Annotated in this window: 21 protein-coding genes; 11 read left to right on the top strand and 10 right to left on the bottom strand. The window is 70.6% G+C overall.

Features of this window, described 5'->3' with window-relative positions; all coding sequences use genetic code 11:
* Positions 1–4 precede the first annotated feature (4 nt).
* The 6 genes from ACGFJ2_RS13430 to ACGFJ2_RS13405 all read left to right on the top strand — a co-directional run bounded on the left by ACGFJ2_RS13430 (position 5) and on the right by ACGFJ2_RS13405 (position 6,011).
* A complete protein-coding gene (locus tag ACGFJ2_RS13430; protein ID WP_358428639.1) occupies positions 5–946 on the top strand; it encodes an ABC transporter permease in 942 nt (313 codons plus the stop codon).
* The gene (locus ACGFJ2_RS13425; RefSeq protein ID WP_393467779.1) at positions 946–2,880 is read left to right on the top strand and encodes a dipeptide/oligopeptide/nickel ABC transporter permease/ATP-binding protein; all 1,935 of its coding nucleotides are present in this window, start codon (positions 946–948) and stop codon (positions 2,878–2,880) included. Before ACGFJ2_RS13430 ends, ACGFJ2_RS13425 begins: the two co-directional genes overlap by 1 nt.
* Positions 2,873–3,862 (top strand): ABC transporter ATP-binding protein, encoded by a 990-nt coding sequence (locus ACGFJ2_RS13420; RefSeq protein ID WP_393467776.1) that lies wholly within the window; start codon positions 2,873–2,875, stop codon positions 3,860–3,862. Before ACGFJ2_RS13425 ends, ACGFJ2_RS13420 begins: the two co-directional genes overlap by 8 nt.
* Entirely contained in the window at positions 3,859–4,764 is a 906-nt protein-coding gene (locus tag ACGFJ2_RS13415) for a dihydrodipicolinate synthase family protein (RefSeq protein ID WP_358539922.1), read from the top strand. Before ACGFJ2_RS13420 ends, ACGFJ2_RS13415 begins: the two co-directional genes overlap by 4 nt.
* A 66-nt stretch (positions 4,765–4,830) precedes the next feature.
* Complete coding sequence (locus ACGFJ2_RS13410) at positions 4,831–5,517, top strand: hemerythrin domain-containing protein (protein ID WP_393467773.1); 687 nt, start codon at positions 4,831–4,833, stop codon at positions 5,515–5,517.
* Positions 5,514–6,011 carry a DUF4232 domain-containing protein gene (locus ACGFJ2_RS13405; RefSeq protein WP_357950657.1) on the top strand — a complete coding sequence of 166 codons (498 nt, stop codon included), beginning with the start codon at positions 5,514–5,516 and terminating at the stop codon, positions 6,009–6,011. The genes ACGFJ2_RS13410 and ACGFJ2_RS13405 overlap by 4 nt, the downstream gene beginning before the upstream one ends.
* A gap of 74 nt (positions 6,012–6,085) precedes the next feature.
* On the opposite strand, the gene ACGFJ2_RS13400 is transcribed toward ACGFJ2_RS13405, so the two are convergent.
* The 3 genes from ACGFJ2_RS13400 to ACGFJ2_RS13390 form a co-directional block, all read right to left on the bottom strand.
* Positions 6,086–7,030, bottom strand: coding sequence for a sugar kinase (locus ACGFJ2_RS13400; protein ID WP_357950660.1), 945 nt, complete (start codon positions 7,028–7,030; stop codon positions 6,086–6,088).
* Between the two features lie 144 nt (positions 7,031–7,174).
* Complete coding sequence (locus ACGFJ2_RS13395; protein ID WP_393467770.1) at positions 7,175–8,998, bottom strand: protein kinase; 1,824 nt, start codon at positions 8,996–8,998, stop codon at positions 7,175–7,177.
* Between the two features lie 92 nt (positions 8,999–9,090).
* Entirely contained in the window at positions 9,091–9,645 is a 555-nt protein-coding gene (locus ACGFJ2_RS13390) for a GNAT family N-acetyltransferase (RefSeq protein WP_393467767.1), read from the bottom strand.
* 110 nt (positions 9,646–9,755) lie between these two features.
* On the opposite strand from ACGFJ2_RS13390, the gene ACGFJ2_RS13385 reads away from it, so the two are divergent.
* Positions 9,756–10,037: a hypothetical protein gene (locus ACGFJ2_RS13385; protein ID WP_357950666.1), complete on the top strand. Its 282-nt coding sequence runs from the start codon at positions 9,756–9,758 to the stop codon at positions 10,035–10,037.
* 70 nt (positions 10,038–10,107) lie between these two features.
* On the opposite strand, the gene ACGFJ2_RS13380 is transcribed toward ACGFJ2_RS13385, so the two are convergent.
* The 3 genes from ACGFJ2_RS13380 to ACGFJ2_RS13370 form a co-directional block, all read right to left on the bottom strand.
* A complete protein-coding gene (locus ACGFJ2_RS13380; protein ID WP_357950668.1) occupies positions 10,108–11,934 on the bottom strand; it encodes a transketolase in 1,827 nt (608 codons plus the stop codon).
* A 63-nt stretch (positions 11,935–11,997) separates the two neighbouring features.
* Positions 11,998–13,071 (bottom strand): SDR family oxidoreductase, encoded by a 1,074-nt coding sequence (locus tag ACGFJ2_RS13375; RefSeq protein WP_393467763.1) that lies wholly within the window; start codon positions 13,069–13,071, stop codon positions 11,998–12,000.
* Positions 13,068–13,325, bottom strand: a complete 258-nt coding sequence (locus ACGFJ2_RS13370; RefSeq protein ID WP_357950670.1) for a hypothetical protein — start codon at positions 13,323–13,325, stop codon at positions 13,068–13,070. The genes ACGFJ2_RS13375 and ACGFJ2_RS13370 overlap by 4 nt, the downstream gene beginning before the upstream one ends.
* 55 nt (positions 13,326–13,380) lie before the next feature.
* Between ACGFJ2_RS13370 and ACGFJ2_RS13365 the strand changes: the two genes are divergently transcribed.
* The 3 genes from ACGFJ2_RS13365 to ACGFJ2_RS13355 are packed head-to-tail and all read left to right on the top strand — an operon-like array spanning position 13,381 to position 15,387.
* Positions 13,381–14,373, top strand: a complete 993-nt coding sequence (locus ACGFJ2_RS13365) for a DNA topoisomerase IB (protein WP_357950673.1) — start codon at positions 13,381–13,383, stop codon at positions 14,371–14,373.
* A gap of 47 nt (positions 14,374–14,420) precedes the next feature.
* Positions 14,421–14,669 carry a BON domain-containing protein gene (locus tag ACGFJ2_RS13360; RefSeq protein WP_357950676.1) on the top strand — a complete coding sequence of 83 codons (249 nt, stop codon included), beginning with the start codon at positions 14,421–14,423 and terminating at the stop codon, positions 14,667–14,669.
* On the top strand, positions 14,662–15,387 hold the full coding sequence (locus tag ACGFJ2_RS13355; RefSeq protein ID WP_357950678.1) for a metallophosphoesterase: 726 nt from the start codon (positions 14,662–14,664) through the stop codon (positions 15,385–15,387). The genes ACGFJ2_RS13360 and ACGFJ2_RS13355 overlap by 8 nt, the downstream gene beginning before the upstream one ends.
* A 30-nt stretch (positions 15,388–15,417) precedes the next feature.
* Here the strand turns inward: ACGFJ2_RS13355 and ACGFJ2_RS13350 are convergent, their stop codons facing one another.
* The 3 genes from ACGFJ2_RS13350 to ACGFJ2_RS13340 form a co-directional block, all read right to left on the bottom strand.
* Positions 15,418–17,202: a SpoIIE family protein phosphatase gene (locus ACGFJ2_RS13350; protein ID WP_393467757.1), complete on the bottom strand. Its 1,785-nt coding sequence runs from the start codon at positions 17,200–17,202 to the stop codon at positions 15,418–15,420.
* Between the two features lie 136 nt (positions 17,203–17,338).
* Entirely contained in the window at positions 17,339–17,488 is a 150-nt protein-coding gene (locus ACGFJ2_RS13345; RefSeq protein ID WP_165959640.1) for a GPGG-motif small membrane protein, read from the bottom strand.
* Positions 17,489–17,589: 101 nt separating this feature from the next.
* On the bottom strand, positions 17,590–18,075 hold the full coding sequence (locus tag ACGFJ2_RS13340) for a DUF1360 domain-containing protein (protein ID WP_393467754.1): 486 nt from the start codon (positions 18,073–18,075) through the stop codon (positions 17,590–17,592).
* An 86-nt stretch (positions 18,076–18,161) separates the two neighbouring features.
* Here ACGFJ2_RS13340 and ACGFJ2_RS13335 point away from each other — a divergent pair, with 86 nt between their 5' ends.
* Positions 18,162–18,758, top strand: a complete 597-nt coding sequence (locus ACGFJ2_RS13335) for a nucleotidyltransferase (RefSeq protein ID WP_357950686.1) — start codon at positions 18,162–18,164, stop codon at positions 18,756–18,758.
* Between the two features lie 115 nt (positions 18,759–18,873).
* Here the strand turns inward: ACGFJ2_RS13335 and ACGFJ2_RS13330 are convergent, their stop codons facing one another.
* A complete protein-coding gene (locus ACGFJ2_RS13330; RefSeq protein WP_357950689.1) occupies positions 18,874–19,218 on the bottom strand; it encodes a PRC-barrel domain containing protein in 345 nt (114 codons plus the stop codon).
* Positions 19,219–19,426 lie beyond the last annotated feature (208 nt).

Genomic DNA, 19,426 nt, shown 5'->3' with positions numbered 1-19,426 from the left:
CAGAATGCTTCTCCGGCGGATCCTCGTCCTGGTCCCGCTGGTGCTCGGGGTCGCCGCGTTCGTGTTCATCGTGATGCGCTTCTCCAACAGCAAGCCGGAGTACGCCTACTTCCAGGGCGCGAACCCGACCCCCGAGCAGATCCACCAGTTCCAGGTCGAGAACGGCCTGCTCGACCCGCTGCCGCTGCGCTACCTGCGCTTCGTCGGCGACCTGGTCCGCGGCGACCTGGGCACCAGCGTGCTCACCAAGAAGCCGGTGCTCGAATCGGTCACGACCGCGCTGCCGCTGACGCTCCAGCTCACGCTGCTCGGCCTGCTCGTCGCGGTGGTGCTGGCGCTGATCTTCGGCGTCACCGGGGCGTTGTTCCGTGACCGCTGGCCCGACCAGGTGATCCGCGTCGTGTCCCTGGTCGGGGTGGCGGCCCCGGCCTTCTGGCTGGCGCTGCTGATGATCCAGTGGCTCGCGGTGGGGGAGGGGCTGTTCCCGACCGGCGGCTACATCAACCCCGCCGACTCGACGAGCGGCTGGCTGCGCTCGATGACGCTGCCCGCGCTGTCGCTGTCGCTGCCGGTCGCGGCCCAGCTCACCAGGATCATCCGCACCTCGATGGTGGAAGAGCTCGACCGCGACTACGTACGCACCGCGATCGGCAGCGGGCTGCCGCCGATCGTGGTGGTGGGCCGCAACGTGCTGCGCAACGCGCTGATCAACCCGCTGACCGTGCTCGGCCTGCGCATCGGCTACCTGATCGGCGGCGCGGTGGTCATCGAGCAGATCTACGGCCTGCCCGGCATGGGCCAGCTCATGATCAACGCGGTGCGTGACGGCGACCCCGCGGTCGTGCAGGGCGTCGTGCTGACCGTCGCGGTCGGCTTCATGGTCGTCAACCTGCTGGTCGACGTCCTGTACCTGCTGGTCAACCCCAGGCTCAGGAGCGCCACCTGATGAGACGTGGACTGACCGAACGCCTCGCCAAGCCCGGCGTCAACCTCAGACGGCTGCGGCCGCTGTCGTGGATCGCCGTGGGCGTCGTCGCCGTGATCGTGCTGGCCGCGCTGCTCGCGCCGGTGATCGCGCCGCACTCGCCGTACTTCCAGGAGATCGCCGGCGGCGGCCCGTCCGCGAGCCACTGGATGGGACTGGACAGCGCCAACCGCGACATCCTGTCCAGGCTCCTGTACGGCGCGCGCTGGTCGCTGCTCATCGGCCTCGGCGCGACCGTCCTGGCCCTGGTCGTGGGGGCCGTCATCGGCGCCGCCGCGGCCACCTCCCGCCGGGCCGTCGACGAGACGATCATGCGCTTCCTCGACGTGATCATGGCCTTCCCCGGCATCGCGCTGGCCGCGGTGCTGGTGGCGGTGTTCGGCGGCAGCATCCCGGTGCTGGTGATGGCGATGGCCTTCCTCTACATGCCCTCGGTGGCGCGGGTCGTACGGGCCAACGTGATCGCCCAGTACGGCGAGGACTACGTCGCGGCCGAGCGGATCATCGGCGCCCGCACCCCGCACATCCTGATCCGGCACATCGCCATCAACTGCGCCGCGCCGGTGCTGGTGTTCTGCACGGTGATGGTGGCCGACGTGATCGTGTTCGAGGCGTCGCTGTCGTTCATCGGCGCCGGAGTACGCCCCCCGAACCCGTCGTGGGGCAGCGTCATCGCCGACGGCAAGAACATGGTGCTCCTCGGCGGCTGGTGGGCCACGGTCTTCCCCGGCCTGCTCATCCTGATCACCGTGCTGGCCCTGAACATCCTCTCCGAGGGCATCTCCGACGCCTGGGCCGCGCCCGCGACCCGCAAGGCCGCCATCAAGAAGGACGACGCGTTCGAGGCGGCCCGGCCGGGCTCGGGCGAGGTCGTCGAGCTGCCGGGACTGGCCGAGGCCGCCCGCAGACTGGCCGAACGGGCCCGCCCCCTGCCCTCGGGCCCGCCGATCCTCGCGGTGGAGCGGCTGCGCATCGGCTTCGCCGAGGGCGTGGACATCGTCGACGGCATCGCCTTCGAGGTACGTCCGGGCGAGGTCCTCGGACTGGTCGGCGAGTCCGGCTGCGGCAAGTCGCTGACCGCGCTGACCATCATGGGCCTGCAGCCCCGCGACGCCCGAGTCAGCGGCCACGTACGCTTCGACCAGCAAGAACTCCTCTCGCTGCCGCGCCGCGCCCGCCGCCGCCTGCTCGGTCACGAGATGGCGATGATCTACCAGGACGCGCTGTCGTCGCTGAACCCGGCCATGACCATCAAGGCCCAGCTCAAGCAGGTCACCCGCCGTGGTGGCCGCCGGACACCGGCCGAACTGCTCGAGCTGGTCGGCCTGGACGCCCGCCGTACCCTGTCCTCCTACCCGCACGAGCTGTCCGGCGGGCAGCGGCAGCGGGTGCTGATCGCGATGGCGCTGTCGCGCGAGCCCAAGCTGATCGTCGCCGACGAGCCCACCACCGCGCTCGATGTGACCGTCCAGGCGCAGGTCATCGAGCTGCTGCTGGAACTGCGCGCGGAGCTCGGGTTCGCGCTGATCCTCGTCTCGCACGACCTCGCGCTGATCGCCGACGTCACCGACCGCGTCGTGGTCATGTACGGCGGGCAGATCGTGGAGACCGGCGCCACGGCGACGCTGGTCGGCGCGCCCGCCCACCACTACGCGCGCGGGCTGCTCGGCTCGGTGCTGTCGCTGGAGTCGGGGGCCGAGCGGCTGACGCAGATCCCCGGCGTGGTGCCCGCGGCGGCGGACTTCCCGGCCGGTTGCCGCTTCGCCGACCGGTGCCCGATGGCCACGGACGTGTGCCGTACCGACACTCCGATGCTGGAGGGGGACACCCAGCGGCACGCCGTGGCGTGCCACCATCCCGCCGTCGTCCTCGTGGGGAGTGATCAGCATGCTTGAGCTGAAGGACGTGCACGTCGTGCACAAGGCCCGCTCGGGCGGGGTGTTCTCGCGGGACCGCGTCTACGCGCTGACCGAGGCGAACCTCTCGGTCAGTCCCGGTGAGACGGTCGGCGTCGTGGGGGAGTCGGGCTGCGGCAAGTCCACGCTGGCCAAGGTGCTGGTGGGCCTGCAACGGCCGACCTCGGGCACCGTGACCTTCCGGGGCAAGGACCTGTGGGCGCTCAAGGAGGGGGAGCGGCGCGGGCTGATCGGATCCAGCGTCGGGATGATATTTCAGGATCCGTCCACGGCGCTCAACCGGCGGCTGCCCGTCAGCAAGGTGCTCCGCGACCCGCTCAACGTGCATGGGCGCGGCACCCCGGCCGAGCGGGACGCCCGCGTCCGCGAGCTCCTCGACCTCGTCGGCCTGCCCGCCGGCGCCGCCGACCTGCTGCCCGGCCAGCTGTCCGGCGGGCAACGGCAGCGCGTGGCCATCGCCAGGGCGCTGGCCCTCGAACCCGACCTGCTCATAGCCGACGAGCCGACCAGCGCCCTTGACGTCTCGGTACGGGCGCAGATACTCAACCTGCTGCTCGATCTGAAGGAGCGGCTCGGGCTGGCGCTGGTGTTCGTCTCGCACGACATCCAGACCGTCCGGCGGATGAGCGACCGGGTGGTGACCATGTACCTGGGCAGGATCGTCGAGCAGACCCCCGCGCACGCCGTACCCCTGAATGCCCGGCACCCCTACACGCGGGCGCTGTTCTCCGCCACGCCGGGACTGATCTCCCCGATCAACCCGATCCCGCTGGTCGGCGCCGTGCCCTCGGCCACCAGGCCGCCGAGCGGCTGCCCGTTCCGCACCCGATGCTGGCGGGCGGACGAGGAGTGCGCCGCGGCCTGGCCCGCGGCGCGCAGCGACGCCGACCACCTCTTCCACTGCTACCACCCGGTGGCGGCGGGAGCCACCGACCTCGAACTGATCCAGGAGCGCCCATGACATTGACCGGTGTGATCCCCCCGGTGTGCACCCCGATGACCGCCGACGGCCAGGTGGACGCCGCGTCGCTGATCCGGCTGGTGGATCACCTGCTCGACGGCGGGGTGGACGGGCTGTTCGTGCTCGGGTCGTCGTCGGAGGTGGCCTACCTGCCCGACGCCCAGCGTCGGGTGGTGCTCGACACCGTGGTCGGTCATGTGGGCGGACGGGTGCCGGTGCTGGCGGGGGTGATCGACATGACGACGCCGCGGGTGCTCGAACACGTGCGTGTCGCCGTCGAGGCCGGGGTGTCGGGGCTGGTGGCGACGGCGCCGTTCTACACGCGCACCCATCCCACCGAGATCCGCACCCATTTCCGGACCATCAGCGCGGAGAGCGGCTTGCCGGTCTACGCCTATGACCTGCCGGTCGCCGTGCACACCAAGCTGACCGCCGAACTGCTGCTGGGGCTGGCCGCCGAAGGGGTGCTGGCCGGGGTCAAGGATTCGAGCGGGGACGACGGCGGTCTGCGGCAGGTGATCCTGGGCCGCGAGGCGCCGTTCAGCGTGCTGACCGGTTCCGAGGTGACGGTGGACTCCGCCCTGTGGATGGGCGCCGACGGGGTGGTGCCCGGTCTGGGCAACGTGGATCCCCACGGGTACGTCCGGCTCTACCAGGCGGCCCGGCGGGGCGACTGGGAGGCGGCCCGGCTTGAGCAGGAGCGGCTGGTCCGGCTGTTCGAGATCGTCACGGTCGGCGGCGGCCGGATGGGCGGCAGCTCGTCGGGGCTCGGCGCCTTCAAGGCCGCGCTGCACCTGCGCGGCGTCATCGACCACCCGGCCACCGCGCTGCCGCAGGTCCCGCTGAACGACGAGGAGACCGGCCGCATCGGCAAGCACCTGGCTGCCGCGGGTCTGTTGTAACAGACTGGTCGGCGGCTTGGATCAGTGGACAATCGTATGGCAATCGGCCTCCGCCATCCTGTCACGGTGACTACTGACAACGCCCCTGCCATCTGGGAGATGGTGGTCGTCCACCGCGTGTTCCGCCGCGAGTTCAGGCTGGCCCCCGAGCTGATCCGGCAGGCGGCCCCCGGCGACACCGAGCGGGCCGCCACGCTGGCCGCGTACCTGGGCGAGATCCTGGCAGGCCTGCACCACCACCACGAGGCCGAGGACAAGCTGCTCTGGCCGGTGCTCCTGCGCCGCGTACGGCTGGAGGGCGCCCTCATCCGCACGATGGAGGAGCAGCACGAACGCGTCGCCGGCCACATCTCCGTGCTGGAGGAGCTGCTGCCCGCCTGGCGGGCCGAGGCCGACGCCGACCGGAGGGACCGGCTGGCCGACACGCTGACGCTGCTCCACGACGAGCTGCTCGTCCACCTCGACCAGGAGGAGGAGCGCATCCTGCCGCTCGTCGCCGCGCACCTGACCAAGGCCGAATGGGACACGCTCTCGGAGTACGCCCGCGCCCAGCTGCCCAAGGACCGGCTGCTGGTCAACCTGGGCGCGCTGCTGGAGGACGCCACGCCATGGGAGCGCGAGGCCTTTCTCCGCCTGATGCCGATGGCCGCCCGTGTCCTGTGGAGACTGATCGGCCAGCGGCAATACCGGCGCGAATGCCAGAAAGTCCGGCTTAGAACTTTTGGTGTGGTGCACGCGTCAAAAAGCCCATGAAGACGTTCAGGATCGCCGCACTCGTGGGCGGGCTGCTGCTGATCGGCGGTGCCGCGCCCGCGCTGGCGCAGGAGACCGGGCAGCTGGCCGCGGCTCCGCAGCGCTGCTCCACCACCCAGCTCCAGGTGCGCTTGGGCCGGGTGGACGCGGGGGCGGGCAACCGCAACGCGCCGCTGGTGTTCACCAACCGGTCGCGCGCCACGTGCACCCTGCAGGGCTATCCGGGGCTGGTGATGTTCGACAAGCAGGGTGACGCCCTGCGGACCCGCGTCCGCCGGACACCGGGAGCGCGGCCGAAGGTGACGCTCAAGCCTGGCGGCAGTGCCCGCGCCGTCCTCCACTGGACGGTCGTGGAGACCGGCACCGAGACCGCCTGCCCGGGTGCGGCCCGGCTCATGGTCATCCCGCCGGACGAGCGTGCGCACACGGAGATCGCGTTCGCCGTCGACCGCGTGTGCGACCAGGGCCGACTCGACGTCACACCGATCAAGTGACCGACTGGCGGCCCTGATGGCATGCCGGTCAGGTGTCCGACCGGCGCAGGCGCGGCCGTGCCGGGGTGGGGTGACTAGCGGCTGACCCCGTCGGCGGGCCGCTGGAGCAGATTCAGGTCGGCCCGGCTGGGCAGGCTCTCCCAGTCGCCCTGCGAGGTCACCGCGAAGGCCCCCGCCGCGCACGCCGTGCGCAGCCGTTGGTCGGCGTCCGCGCCGGCCAGCCAGTCGGCCAGCCACCCGGCCGCGAACGCGTCCCCGGCGCCGACCGGGTCCACCTCCGTCACCTGGTACGGCTGAGCCTGCCGCACGGAGCCGCCCGAGAACTCCAGGGCCCCCTTGGCGCCGGACTTCACCAGCACGTGGGCGGGACCGAGCGAGCTGAGCGCCTTGGCCAGGTCGGCGCCCCCTTCGACGTCGGTGACCAGCCGGCCTTCCGCCTCGGTCGCGAACAGCACGTCCACGTCGCCGATCGTCTCGCGCAGCCAGGCGCCGGCCTCCTCGGGCGTCCACAGCGCCCGGCGGTAGTTGATGTCCAGCGACACGAACACCCCGGCGGCGCGGGCCACGGCGATCGACCGCCGTACGGTCTCGCGGGCCGACGCCGACAGGGCCGGGGTGATCGCGGAGACGTGCAGCACCCGGGCGGCCTGGATGAGCGCGGGGTCGACGTCTTCGGGCGTGATCCGGGAGGCGGCGCTCCTCGCGCGGTAGTAGCGGACGTCGACGAGGTCGGCCGTCCGACGGCCCTTGATCATCAGGCCGGTGGGCGCCCCCGGATCCGTGACGGTCCGGACGTCGACGCCCTCGCCCTGGAGCGTGAAGCGGATCAGCTCGCCGAACTCGTCGGCGCCGACCCGGCTGATCCAGGTGGCGCTGTGACCCAGGCGGCTGACGCCGATGGCCACGTTCGACTCGGCGCCGCCGACACCCAGGTCGAAGTCGCGGGCGAAGCGCAGCGGACCGGTGCGCCGGGCCGCGAACAGCGCCATGGTCTCACCGAAGGTCACCAGATCGGTCATCGAGTCGAGCTCCCAGCTATTCGAAGATGCGCGGTGCCGTCGTAGGGATGTTCGGCCGCCCCACAGGCTACCTGCCGACCAGGAGCGGCATCACGGTGGCGCCCGTGAAGCGCCGGCCAAGCATCGGGCCGGCCAAGCGCCGGGTTAGCCGAAGATCTGACGCTCGCGCCGGGTGTAGCCCGGTCTGGTGGCGGCCGCGAGCAGGCGCAGCGGCCGGCCCGCTCTCTTGAGCAGGCGCGCGGCCTCCTCGGGCGTGGCGTGGCGGAGCAGCCACGGAGTGGTGAAGGCCAGTTCGCGGAGGGTGGCCCGCCTGGCGACCTGCCGCTCCACCCGTACATAGGCGTCGAACGGCACGAAGCGGAAGACGATCGGGAACAGCTCGGACTCCTCCTCGGCGAGGTGCTCCTCGAGCGGCTCCAGCAACTCGCCCAGCTCCCGGCCGAGCGCGCCCGGGTCGCCGCTCAGCGCGGCGCGGCAGCGGTCCAGCAGCGGGCCGAACGTCTGGCGGCCGACGCTGTAGGAGGTCAGGTCGACGGACTGGCCCGCCGCGCGCTCGATGGCCGGCCACAGCAGTTCGCGCTCGTTGGCGTGGTGGTGGTCGACCTGGGTCAGCAGCGAGGCCGTGTAGCCGCGCACCGCCCTGCCCTTGGCCGCGCCGAGCTCGGCGGGCCCGGTCAGCAGCTCGGCGAGCCGCCGCAGGTCGGTCAGCATGGCGCGGTGGACGACGTACATCGAGGTGAGGTCCGGCATCGAGGTGAGGTCGGCCATCGAGGTGAGGTCCGGCATCGGGCTTGAATCGGTGTGGGGCGCGTCGGCTTCGCGGGCGCCGGCCGCCCGCCGGGCCGCCGGGCCGTTCGTCCGCCGGGCCGGCGCGTCGCCTGAGCGGCGGGTCGCCGCGTCGTGCGCCGCCCAGTCGCGCAGCCGGGGCCAGGCGCGGAAGAGCGCGGCGCTGGCCGGGGCGACCCGGTCGTCGCTGATCGCCACCAGCTTGCCCACCTCGGTCGTGACGGGCTCGACCCGGACGCTGAGCCGTACCAGCAGGCCGGCGGCGACCAGGCGGGTCAGCACGCCCCCCTCCTCGCCGTCGTCCTTGACCTCCTCGCCGTCGAGCAGGCGCAGCAGCAGGCCGGGCAGCTCGCCCTGCTGCGCCGGGGTGAGTGAGGCGTACACCTTCTCGGCCACCTCGCCGAGCGAGCGCGGGCCGGTCAGCCCGCCGGGCGGGCGCAGCTCGGCCGGACCGCGGGCCGGCAGCTCCGTGGCGGAGGGGCGGTCGGCCGGGTTCTTCGACAGGGCGCGCCCCACCAGGTCGCGCAGCCGCGGCGGCAGCTCGCCGAGGTCCGGGTCGACGGTCAGCAGCCGGTGCATGATCGCGCCGAGGCTCTCGCCCTGGAACGGGTCGCGGCCGGTGGCCGCGTAGAGCACGACCGCGCCCCAGGCGAACACGTCGGCGGCCGTCCCGGCCCGCTGACCGGTGAGCACCTCGGGCGCCAGGTAGGTGTGCCGCCTGCCGACCGGATCGCCGGCCGCCATGCCGTAGTCGATCACTCGCGGGCCGTCGGGGGCCAGCAGCACGTTCTCGGGCTTCAGGTCGCGGTGGGTGATGCCCGCCTCGTGCAGCGTCCTGAGCGCGGTCGCCAGGGCGAGCGCGAGCGCGAGCAGCTCGTCACCCGCGTACGGCCCGTGGACCGCCACCGCCTGCCGCAGATCGGGCCCGTCGGCGAACTCGCTGACGATGTAGGGGCTCTCACTGTCGAGCCCGACACCGACCACCCGGGCCAGGTGGCGCGGCTTGATCAGGCCGACGGCCTCGGCGAGCTGTCTGGTGACCTCGCCCCGAGGCACCTTGATCGCGAACCGGCGGCCTTCGTCGTTGTAGGCGTCGTAGACCACCCCGCGCCCGCCCGCGCCAAGCCGCCCGGCCAGCCAGTAGCCGCCAAGTCTCTCGGGGTCACCGGGCACCAAGCGCATCGTCACTGCTGCTTAGATGCACGAAATCGTGATTTGGTTGCAAGACGTCACAGGTCCCCCGCGCGCCCCGGAGGACCCGTGCGTCATGATCATTATGTCAGGCTTTCCGATCTTGGCCGCCATTCGGTCCGCAGCACCGACATGGTGATGGCATCATGCCACTCGCCGTCCCAGAGCAGCGCGTCACGTTGTACGCCCTCCTCGACGAATCCCACCTTCTTGTAGACGTGCCTGGCACGGTCGTTGAAGGCGAAGACCTCCAGGGCGATCCGGTGCAGCGGAGTCGTCGTGAAGGCATGGTTCAGCAGCAGGTCGATGGCCTCCGTGCCGTAGCCCTTGCCGAACGCGCGAGCGCCGATCAGCGCGATCCGCATGCTGCACGAGAGATTGCCCGCGTCGAGCTCGTTGAGCACGATCTCGCCCACGAAGCCGCCTTCCGCGATGATCGCCAGGTCGAGGCGGTCGGCGTGCTGACTCCTCGTCGCGTACCAGTGGCGGCTGGCCTCCCGGTCGAACTCGCCGTGCGAGCCGGTCAGCCGCCGCACCTCGGGGTCGGTGACCAGCTCGAACAGATCGTCGGCGTATTCGGGACCGACCGGGCGCAGGGTCACTCGATCGCCCTGGAGAGTGGGCTTTTCAGCGAACATCCCCCCTCACTATCAAGCCTGGTCAGCAGGGGCAAACCCGACCCGGCCATGACCGCTGGTTTGTTTTTCGACATGGGGATAGAGGTTCATCTTGTCAAGGAGGTAAAAACATGACCATCGCCGGAAGCATCATCCTCATCATGCTGGGTGCGATTCTCACCTGGGCCGTCGAATTCGATCTTGCCGGTATCGACATCAACGTGGTCGGCGTCATCCTCATGCTCGGTGGCGTGGTCGGCCTGCTGTTCGGGATCTACCGGATCAGTGTGACCCGCAGGGCTGTGGCCCCCATCGACGAGCCGGTAGTCCGTCAGGACGTCTACGAGGAGCCCCAGGCTCGCCGGACCACCGTGTACGAGGAACGTCGCCGCTATGACGAGCCGCCCCTGTAAATCCTCCGGCCACAAGAAGGTCAACCCGCGGGCCGGCGCCAAGGCCCGCGGCTTACCCCCACAACCCAGCTCACAGCACCCGCTTGACCGCCTCGGCTATCGCGTGGCGGTCAATGCGGGCGTCTGCCAGCTGCTCCTGCGGCGTCGCCGACCCGGGCAGCTCCCGTACCGCCAGCTTCACCACGCGCGGCCCGAGCTCGCTGACGGCGTCCTGCACGGCGTCACCCAGCCCGCCCTCCGGCCGGTGGTCCTCCACCGTGATGAGGGTGCCGGTGGTGGTGGCCGCCTCCATCAGCGCGGCCGTGTCGATCGGCTTGATCGAGTACATGTCGAGCACGCCCACGGGGATCCCCTCGCGGCTCAGCTCGTCGGCCGCCGCGAGCGCCTCGTGCACGGTGATCCCGGCCGCCACGATCGTGGCCCGATCCGCCGCCGACTGCCGCAACACGGACGAGCCGCCCACGGGGAAGCGCTCGCCCGGCTCGTAGATCACCGGCAGATCGCCACGGGTGGTACGCAGGTACGACACCCCTGAGATGTCGGCCATCGCGGCCGTCAGCGCGGCGGCCTGGTTGGCGTCGCACGGGTAGAGCACCGTGCTGCCGTACACCGCGCGCATCATGGCCAGGTCCTCCAGCCCCATCTGCGACGGGCCGTCCTCGCCGATCGACACGCCGGAGTGCGAGCCGACCAGCCTGATCGACGCGTGGCTCACCCCGGCCATCCTGATGAAGTCGTACGCCCTGGTCAGGAAGGCCGCGAAGGTGGCGGCGTAGGGGATCCAGCCGCGCACCTGCAGGCCGATCGCCATCGCGACCAACTGCTGCTCGGCGATGTAGCACTCGATGAAGCGCTCGGGGAACTCCTTGGCGAAGTCCTCGGTCCTGGTCGAGTCGGCCACCTCGCCGTCGACCGCGACCACCTCGCCACGGGCCGCGCCCAGCGCGACCAGCGCCGCGCCGAACCCGTCCCGGGTGGCGACCTCGTCGCCGGTCTTGTACGCGGGCAGCGCCAGGTCCCCGCTGTGGAAGCGGAACGGCTCACCGTTGGGCTCGGGCGGCCGCACCTCGACCCGCACGTCCCGTACGCCGCCCAGCTCGCCGATGGCCTTGTCCGGGTCCTTGAGCGCCTTGCCGTGGGCGCCCTCGCGGTTCTCCACCTCCAGGACGCCCTCGCCCTTGCGCGTCTTGGCGAGGATCACGGTCGGCCGCCGGCGGGTGTTGCAGGCGTCGTTGAGCGCGAAGTCGATCTGTCCTGGGTCGTGCCCGTCGATCTCGATCGTGTGCCAGCCGAACGCCCCGAACCTGCGGGCGTACGCGCCGGTGTCCCAGCCATGCCGCGTCGGGCCACGCTGGCCCAGCCGGTTGACGTCCACGAGCAACGTCAGGTTCGCCAGCCCCTCGGCACCCGCCTGCTCGGCGGCCTCCCAAATGGACCCCTCGGCCAGCTCGCTGTCACCGCAGAGCACCCACACCTGGTACGGCAGGCGCTCCAGCCGCCCGGCCGTCGCCACCCCCACCCCGATGGGCAACCCCTGCCCGAGCGAGCCGGTGGCGACGTCCACCCAGGGCAGCTTGGGCGTCGGATGGCCCTCCATACGGCTGCCGCGCTTCCTGAACGACAGCAGCTCCTCGTCGGTGATCGCGCCCACGGCCTTGTACAGCGAGTAGAGCAGCGGCGAGGCGTGACCCTTGGAGAAGATGAGATGGTCGTTGGCGGGGTTGCCGGGATTCTGAAAGTCGTAGCGCAAGTGGCAGGCGAACAGCACCGCCATCAGGTCGGCGGCCGACATCGACGACGTCGGATGGCCGGAGCCGGCGGCGGCCGAGCTGCGTACGGAGTCCACACGCAACTGCGCGGCGAGTTCGGACAGGAAATGCAGATCGCGATCAGGCATCAGGTCCCTCCTCGTGGTTGCCCGCCGCCTACCCCCTCTGGCTTGCTTAACGCTCGGGCTTGCTTAACGCCCCGGTCTGCCGCCCCGGCTGAGGACCGCGAGGCCGGTCGCCGTCGCGGCGGCGGCCAGGGTGAGGAGCACCGCGCGCCGGTGCTGCGACAGCCAGAGCTGCGGGCTGCGGGCGTGCGAGCGCTTGTCGAAGCTGCCGTGCGCGCCGTAGTCGCGGTCGTCGTCCACGGGCTCCCAGAGGTTGGCCGCACCGCTGGGCGGCTTCTCGTCCGTCACTTGGGAGTCCACGCCGGTCCGCGCCAGGTAGCGGTCCACCAGGGCGGGCGCGATCCGCTGCGCGACCAGGGTGGCCGCGGTCGTGGCGCCGACCCAGTACTCCTTGCGCTCCGGGTGCTCGGCGGCGTACACGATGCCGTGGGCCGCGACCTCGGGCTGGTAGATCGGCGGCACCGGCTGCGGGTGGCGGCGCAGCTTGCTGAGCACCCAGTCGAACTGGGGCGTGTTGACCGCCGGCAGCTGCACCATGGTGATCTTGACGTTGCTGCGGGCCGCCATGAGCTCGACCCGTACGGACTCGGTGAAGCCCTTGATCGCGTGCTTGGCCCCGCAGTACGCCGACTGCAGCGGGATCCCCCGATACGACAGGGCCGAGCCGGTCTGCACGATGACGCCCCTGTTGCGGGGCCGCATCAGCTCAAGCGCCACCCGCGTGCCCCAGACGTAGCCGAGGTAGGTGACCCTGGTCGTCCGCTCGAACTCCTCCGGGGAGACGTCGGAGAACCTGGCGAACACCGAGGAGAACGCCACGTTGATCCACACGTCGATCGGGCCGATCTCCGCCTCGATGCGTTCGGCCGCCTGGCGTACCTGGTCGTACTCGGCCACGTCCGCCTCATAGACCTGCCCGCTCCCGCCCGCCACGGCGACGTCCACGGCGGCGGCGCCCAGGCCGGTCGTCCCGCGGGCGATCAGTGCCACCTTGGCGCCCTTCGCCCCGAGTTCGCGCACCACGGCGCGGCCCACGCCGCCGCTCGCGCCCGTCACCACGACCACGCGGTCACGCAGGTTGTCGGTGATTTCCGTCTTGGTGGTCAGATTCTCGGCACTCTGTGGCGCCATGAAGGTCATCCCGCCTCTCCTGATCTACCGCGGTGCTGCCGCCGGATGGCCAGCACCATGTCAATGACCGTGGCGATCGCCGCCACGACCGCGATGCCCGTCATCACCGGGGCCCTGGCGATGACGCCGAGCACGGCGAACGCGAACAGGAACATCAAGATGAAGGAGCCCACCCTGATGTGCGCCACATCGCGCGGTGTCGCGGGGACCATCGCGTGGGATCGCTCATCCCGGCTCTCTTCCCAACCGTTGTTCTCAGGCATAGGGCCCACCTGCCCCCGCCGTTTGCCGCGTAACGTCGCGGGTAGCCGCGCCGGCGTGCCTGAACTACGGCCGAGTGACCAGAACGAGCCGGGGATCGCGCGCCGTCGGCGCGGTCGCGGATTCAGCTACCACCGGCCCGACGGCGGCACGGTGCGCGACGCCGGGACGCTGAAGCGGATCAGGGCGCTGGCCATCCCGCCGGCCTGGACCGACGTGTGGATCTGCGCCTCGCCGGACGGGCACCTCCAAGCGGCCGGCACCGACGCCGCCGGGCGCAGGCAGTACCGCTACCACGACGACTGGCGCGAGCAGCAGGACCGGGAGAAGTTCGACCGGGTGCTGGAGCTGGCCGAGCGGCTGCCCGCCTTCCGCGAGAGCGTCGAGAAGCAGCTCTCCGGGCGCGGGCTGACCAGGCAGCGGGTGCTCGCCGCTGCCGCGCGGCTGCTCGACGTGGGCTTCTTCCGGGTCGGCGGCGAAAGCTACGACTCCTACGGCCTGGCGACGCTCAAGATGGAGCACGTGTCCTGCGGCAAGGGCGTGATCACCTGCTCGTACCCCGCCAAGGGCGACATCCCCCGCGAGATCGAGGTGGCCGACCCGGGGGCGTGCGCGGTGATCAGATCGCTCAAGAGGCTCAGGGCCGAGGGCGAACTGCTGCGTTACCGGCACAACGGCGGCTGGGCCGACGTACGCAGCGAGGACATCAACGACTATCTGCGCGAGACGATCGGCTACGAGGTGACCGCGAAGGACTTCCGTACCTGGCACGCGACCGTGCTGGCCGCCGTGGGGCTGGCGGTCTCCACCCACGCCGGGACCGGCAAGCGGGCGGTCACGCGGGTGATGAAGGAGGTGGCCGAGTATCTCGGCAACACCCCCACGGTCGCTCGCGAGTCCTACGTCGACCCGCGGGTGATCAAGGCGTACGACCAGGGCAAGACGATCGCGGGCGCGCTGACCGAGCTCGGCGCCGACGCCGGCTTCGGCCAGCTGGCCACGCGTGGCCCGGTGGAACGGGCGGTCATCGGCCTGGTACGCGCCGTTTGAGCGGTTTCCCTCCGGGCATGCGGCGTCTGGAGAAGGAGGAAGTTGCGATGGAAGCTCCGCAGTACGTCGCGGCCAGGGTCCAGCGGGCGCTGGCCGAGGATGCGCGCACGCACGAGCTCGGCATCCGGGTCGACATCAGAGGCGATCAGCTGTTCCTGCGCGGCCAGGTGGACGGCGCCGAACAGCGCGAACGGCTCGGGGCGGTGGCCCACGAGACGGCGCCGGCCCTCCACCTGCACAACGAGATCAAGATCGTGGAAATCATCGAGCCCGGAGAGGATGAGCACCTTGACTGACCTGCGTATAGCGGCCGTGGGGGATGTTCACCTGGGCGAGGACAGCCGGGGCCACTACCGGAAACATCTGGAGGGCATCGAGGAGCGCGCCGACGTGCTGATGCTGGCGGGCGATCTGACCCGCCACGGCACGCTGGCGGAGGGCCGGGTGGTCGCCGACGAGTTCCGAGACCTGCCCGTCACGGTCGTCGCCGTGCTCGGCAACCACGACTACCACTCCGACCAGCAGTACGAGATCGCTTCGGAGCTCCGCGACGCCGGGGTGACCGTGCTCGACGACGACGGCGCCGTGCTCCAGTGCGGCGAGACGAAGCTGGGCGTGGTCGGCGGCAAGGGCTTCGGCGGCGGGTTCGCGGGTAAGAGCGCGAGCGAGTTCGGCGAGCGGGAGATCAAGAACTTCGTCGCGCACACCCGGCACATCGCCGAGGCGTGGAAGGTGGCGCTGAAGGAGGTTCAGGCCGATCATCGCCTGGTGCTGTCGCACTACTCGCCGATCAAGGAGACGCTGGAGGGCGAGCCGCCCGAGATCTACCCGTTTCTCGGTAGCTACCTGCTGGCCGAGGCGGTCGACACCGCCGGGGCGGACCTCTTCGTGCACGGGCACGCGCACAAGGGCACCGAGAAGGGCATGACACCGGGCGGGATCAGGGTACGCAACGTGGCCCTGCCGGTGCTCGGCAGGGCGTACGGGGTCTACTGCCTCGACGACTGCGACTGACCGATCTGCGCCTGACCGATCTGCGACTGATCACAGGATGCGGGCGGCGACGATGCAGACGTCGTCGTCCGAGGCCCGGCCGCCCAGGTGCGACAGCACGCAGTCGATCATCTTCTCCGGGTCGTCGCCGACGCACTGGCTCCCGGCCTGGGCGAGGGCGGCGATCCCGGTGTCGAGGTCCTGGCTGCGCCGTTCAATGACGCCGTCGGTGTAGAGCACCACGGTGTCGTCGGCCTCCAGTTGCGTGGTGGCCAGGCCGTACTGGGCGGCCTCGAAGGCGCCCAGCATGGTGCCGGGCACGCCTTCGAGCAGCTCGGCATGGCCGTTCCTGACCAGGACCGGTGGCGGGTGGCCGGCGTTCGTCCAGGTCAGCGTGCGGTCCGCGGGGTCGAAGTGGCCGATGATCGCGGTGCCGGTGACGGTCACACCCTCGTTGGAGTGGACGAGCAGGTCGTTCAGCCAGGTAGTGAGCTGGTTGGCGGGCGCGTGCGTGTAGGCCAGGCCGGCCAGCGCCGAGCGCATCTGCAGCATGAGGCTCGCCGCCGCCAGCCCGTGGCCCATCGCGTCGCCGATCGCCAGCAGCACCCTGCCGTCGGGGATGGGACGGGCCTTGAACCAGTCGCCGCCCAGCCGGGCCAGCTCCTCGCCGGGCAGGTACCGCACCCCGATGGACAGGCCGGGCAGCTGCATCAGTCCCCGGCGTACCGGCAGGATCGTGTTCTGGAGCTGGACGGTGACGCGGTGCTCCTCCTCGGCCCGCTCCCGCTGCCGGGAGGCCTGCGCGTGAGCCACGGCCAGGGCCCGCTCCCTGCGGCGGTTCTTGGTCACGTCCTGGACGAGGAAGCGCACCTTGATGGGCAGCCCGTCGGTGTCCAGGACCGGCTCGCTGACCACACTGAGGTGCCGCAGCCCGTGCCGGTGCTGGATGCGGAACTCCGTCTCGACCGCCTCGCTGTGCTCCAGGAGCGTGCGCAACTGGTCGTCCACGATGGACAGGTCCTCAGGCACCACCACGAGGGGCAGCTCCTCCAAGGGCATCGGGCCCTCGCCGTGTTCCCTGCCGAACATCTCGTACATCTGCGGCGTCCACAGCGTCCGCTCGGTGGCCAGGTTCCATTCGCCCCAGCCCAGCTCGGCCAGCCGCTGCGCCCGCTCCCAGCCGGCGACCAGCACTTCCTCATCGTCCAGCGCGCGCCAGGTGACGAGCAGCCCGTTGTCCATGCGCACCGCGCGGACGGTCATCGTGGCCGGCCAGAGCAGGTGGTCCCGTGCCTCGACGAACTCCAGCGGCCCCCGGTGCAGCGTCTCACCGGTCTCCAGGACGTGCAGGAGGTCGTCGAACAGCCCCGAGCTGGCCGCGCCGGGGCTGGTCTCGATGAGGCGGCGCCCGCGCAGCTCCTCGGGCGTCCGACCGGCCGGCTCGCCGGCCTGCTGGTTGGCCGCCGCGATCAGGAAGTCCACGACGCGGCCCGTGGCGTCGCGCACGGGGGTGAGGAAACACGCCGGGACGTGCACGCTTTCGAGAACTCCGGTGACCCAGCCGGGCAGCTTCGGTGGCTCGACGGGCTTGCCGGGCGGCCGATCGACCCCCATGGCGACCTCGACCAGCGAGATCCCACTGTCGTGTGCCATCCGTGACAGCTCGTCGGCCGCTTCCGCGGGCCTGACGTTCAGCCGTATCGCCAGCCGGGCGGTGGCCTCGTCGACGATCGCCTCGTTACGCATCCGGCGACGCAGCCGCGTCAGCAGCTCGCGAATCCCGGCGGCCGCCGCGCCACAGTCGTAGCGGCCGCCGAACGGCGGGTAATTGCTCACATCCTTCCCATTCCCTAGCAGAGGGCGGGAAAGAGGTGCATACGTTGCGATATTTCAGCAAAGAGTGGACAGTCCACTGGGCCGGACTCGAAGACCGGCCCAGTGGAGGGGACGGTAGGACGGGGCGTCACGCCCCTTACACATTGAAGATGCTGACACCGCCGGGACCCACCAGGAAGCCGAGTACGATGAGCACGATTCCCCAGAGAAGGTCGCGCCGGGCCAGGATCACATAGATCCCGGAGATGACGAGTATGACGGCGATGATCCAGAGCAAAGTAGCCATGAGCCGCCTCTGCCCTCAGCCATCGGCCTTTAACATGCTTTTCTCCGAAGCACCAGGTAGAAAGGTGTATAAGCCAATTTCTTGGCCTGCGAAGGGGCTCGCTAATCGGTCGCCTTGATGAGCTTGGCGTAGCCCAACTGGAGCCAGTCGGCGACGGCCACCGCGGTCATCGTCGCACCCGCCAGCCGGGTGAACCGGGGCGCGAAGACCATCCCGGCCGCGTACACCGTCGCCGCCCACTGGGCGATGCAGAACGGGCAGCCGAGCAGTTCGCCGATCGTGTTGCGGGGCGTCTCCTTCAGCTCGGCGGGCCCGCTCACTCCCTCGTAGCGGGTGAAGGGCGCCCGTATCGGGCTGGTCACCGGATCCTTGGCGATCAGCCGCGCCACCTTGTGCGTGCAGGCGGCCATCAGCGCCACGTCCATGAACCCGACGTGCTCGGGCGGCCGCCGCCCGGTGAGCGCGGCGGCCGCCACCGCCGTCGCCACCGAGCCGCCGTAGACGGCCATGATCCGTGCGTAGGTGCCGAGTGGCCGGTCGTGCTCGCCTTCGTAGTCCCGTTCTGTCTGCTCCAGGAAGTCGGTCATAAGGGGAGGCGCTACCCTCGGCCTCCGGCTCTACTCCGCCGCGCGGGGTAACGCCTACTTGTCGATCGTCCGGGTAGCCCGATCCCATGGGCAGCCATAGTCATGCGGTCACTGATGCCATCCTCGACACACTCAAGCGCGCGAGCTCCGGATTGAAGGACGCGGGGGTGAAGTTCGCCCTGGCGGGCGGCTGTGCGGCCTATGCCAGAGGTGCGGCTCCTTCGCTGCACGACGTCGATTTCGTACTGACCGAGCATGATGTGCCGGCCGCGTTGGAGGCTCTGCGGGGGATCGGCTTCAAGACCGCCAAACCGCCGGAGGACTGGCTGGTCAAGGCATTCGACGAGGACCGGCTGGTCGATCTGATCTTCCGGGTGTCCGACCAGGCGATCACGGACGAGCTCCTCGACCGGGCCGAGCCGATGACGGCGTCGGCGGTCATCGTGCCCGTGCTGGAGGCGACCGACCTGGTGATCTCGTGGCTGTTGCCGCTGTCGGAGCACGCCTGCGACTACGGGGCGCTGCTGCCCCAGGTGCGGGCCCTGCGCGAGCAGGTCGACTGGCCCCGGGCGGCCGCCGTGGTCGCCGGATCGCCGTACGCCACGACGTTCATCACGCTGCTCGAACGCCTGGCCGTACTCGAAGCGCCGGTGAAGGCGAACGGCGACCCGCACTGGCCGTGACCGTATGACGCGTCGGTCGTTGCGTCGGTGGTCGCGACGGCGGCCGCAATGGCGGTCGTGAGACGGCGAGAGCCGCGCCCGTGGTCGGGCGCGGCTCTCGTCTCGTACGGGGAGCTTAGTGCGGGAAGCGGCCGTAGTAGTCACCCAGCCGCGTCCTGTACTCGGGCTCCTTGAAGCTGCCCTCGTCGAACTCGGGCGCGTCCTTGATCTCGGCCTTGGTACGCGAGACGTGGACGTTGCGCTCCTGCGGGTCGATACGTGTGACGACCTTGGCAGGGAGCATCACCTTCTTGCCGAAGATCCACGGGCCGGTGTCGACGATGATGTAGCTCTCGCCGACCTCGTACGTGGCTTCATCGACGGACCCGATTTTCCCGTCCGTCGCCTGGACGTGGTAACCCACGAGGTCCAGACTCTGGCCGCGATTGTAGACGTCAGGCTGATAGTCCCAGAGCTCCATGGCTCATCCTCTCTCCGTCTTTCGTCTTTTCTCGGGCAGGCCCTCCGCTACCCCGTCTATGGCCGCTAAACACCGCGCTCTCGTATAGCGGTCGTCAATGAGCCGTCAAGGCGGCTGGGCGCCCTCCTCATGACGAAGGGGGCGAATCACATGAAGAATCGGCGTTCGCGCTCACGTACCCGCTCGCTCAAGCGCTTGATTGCTCCCC

Origin of the sequence: Nonomuraea sp. NPDC049028 (assembly GCF_043197735.1) — a bacterium.
Classification (GTDB): domain Bacteria; phylum Actinomycetota; class Actinomycetes; order Streptosporangiales; family Streptosporangiaceae; genus Nonomuraea.
This window is presented reverse-complemented; position numbering and strand designations above follow the sequence as displayed.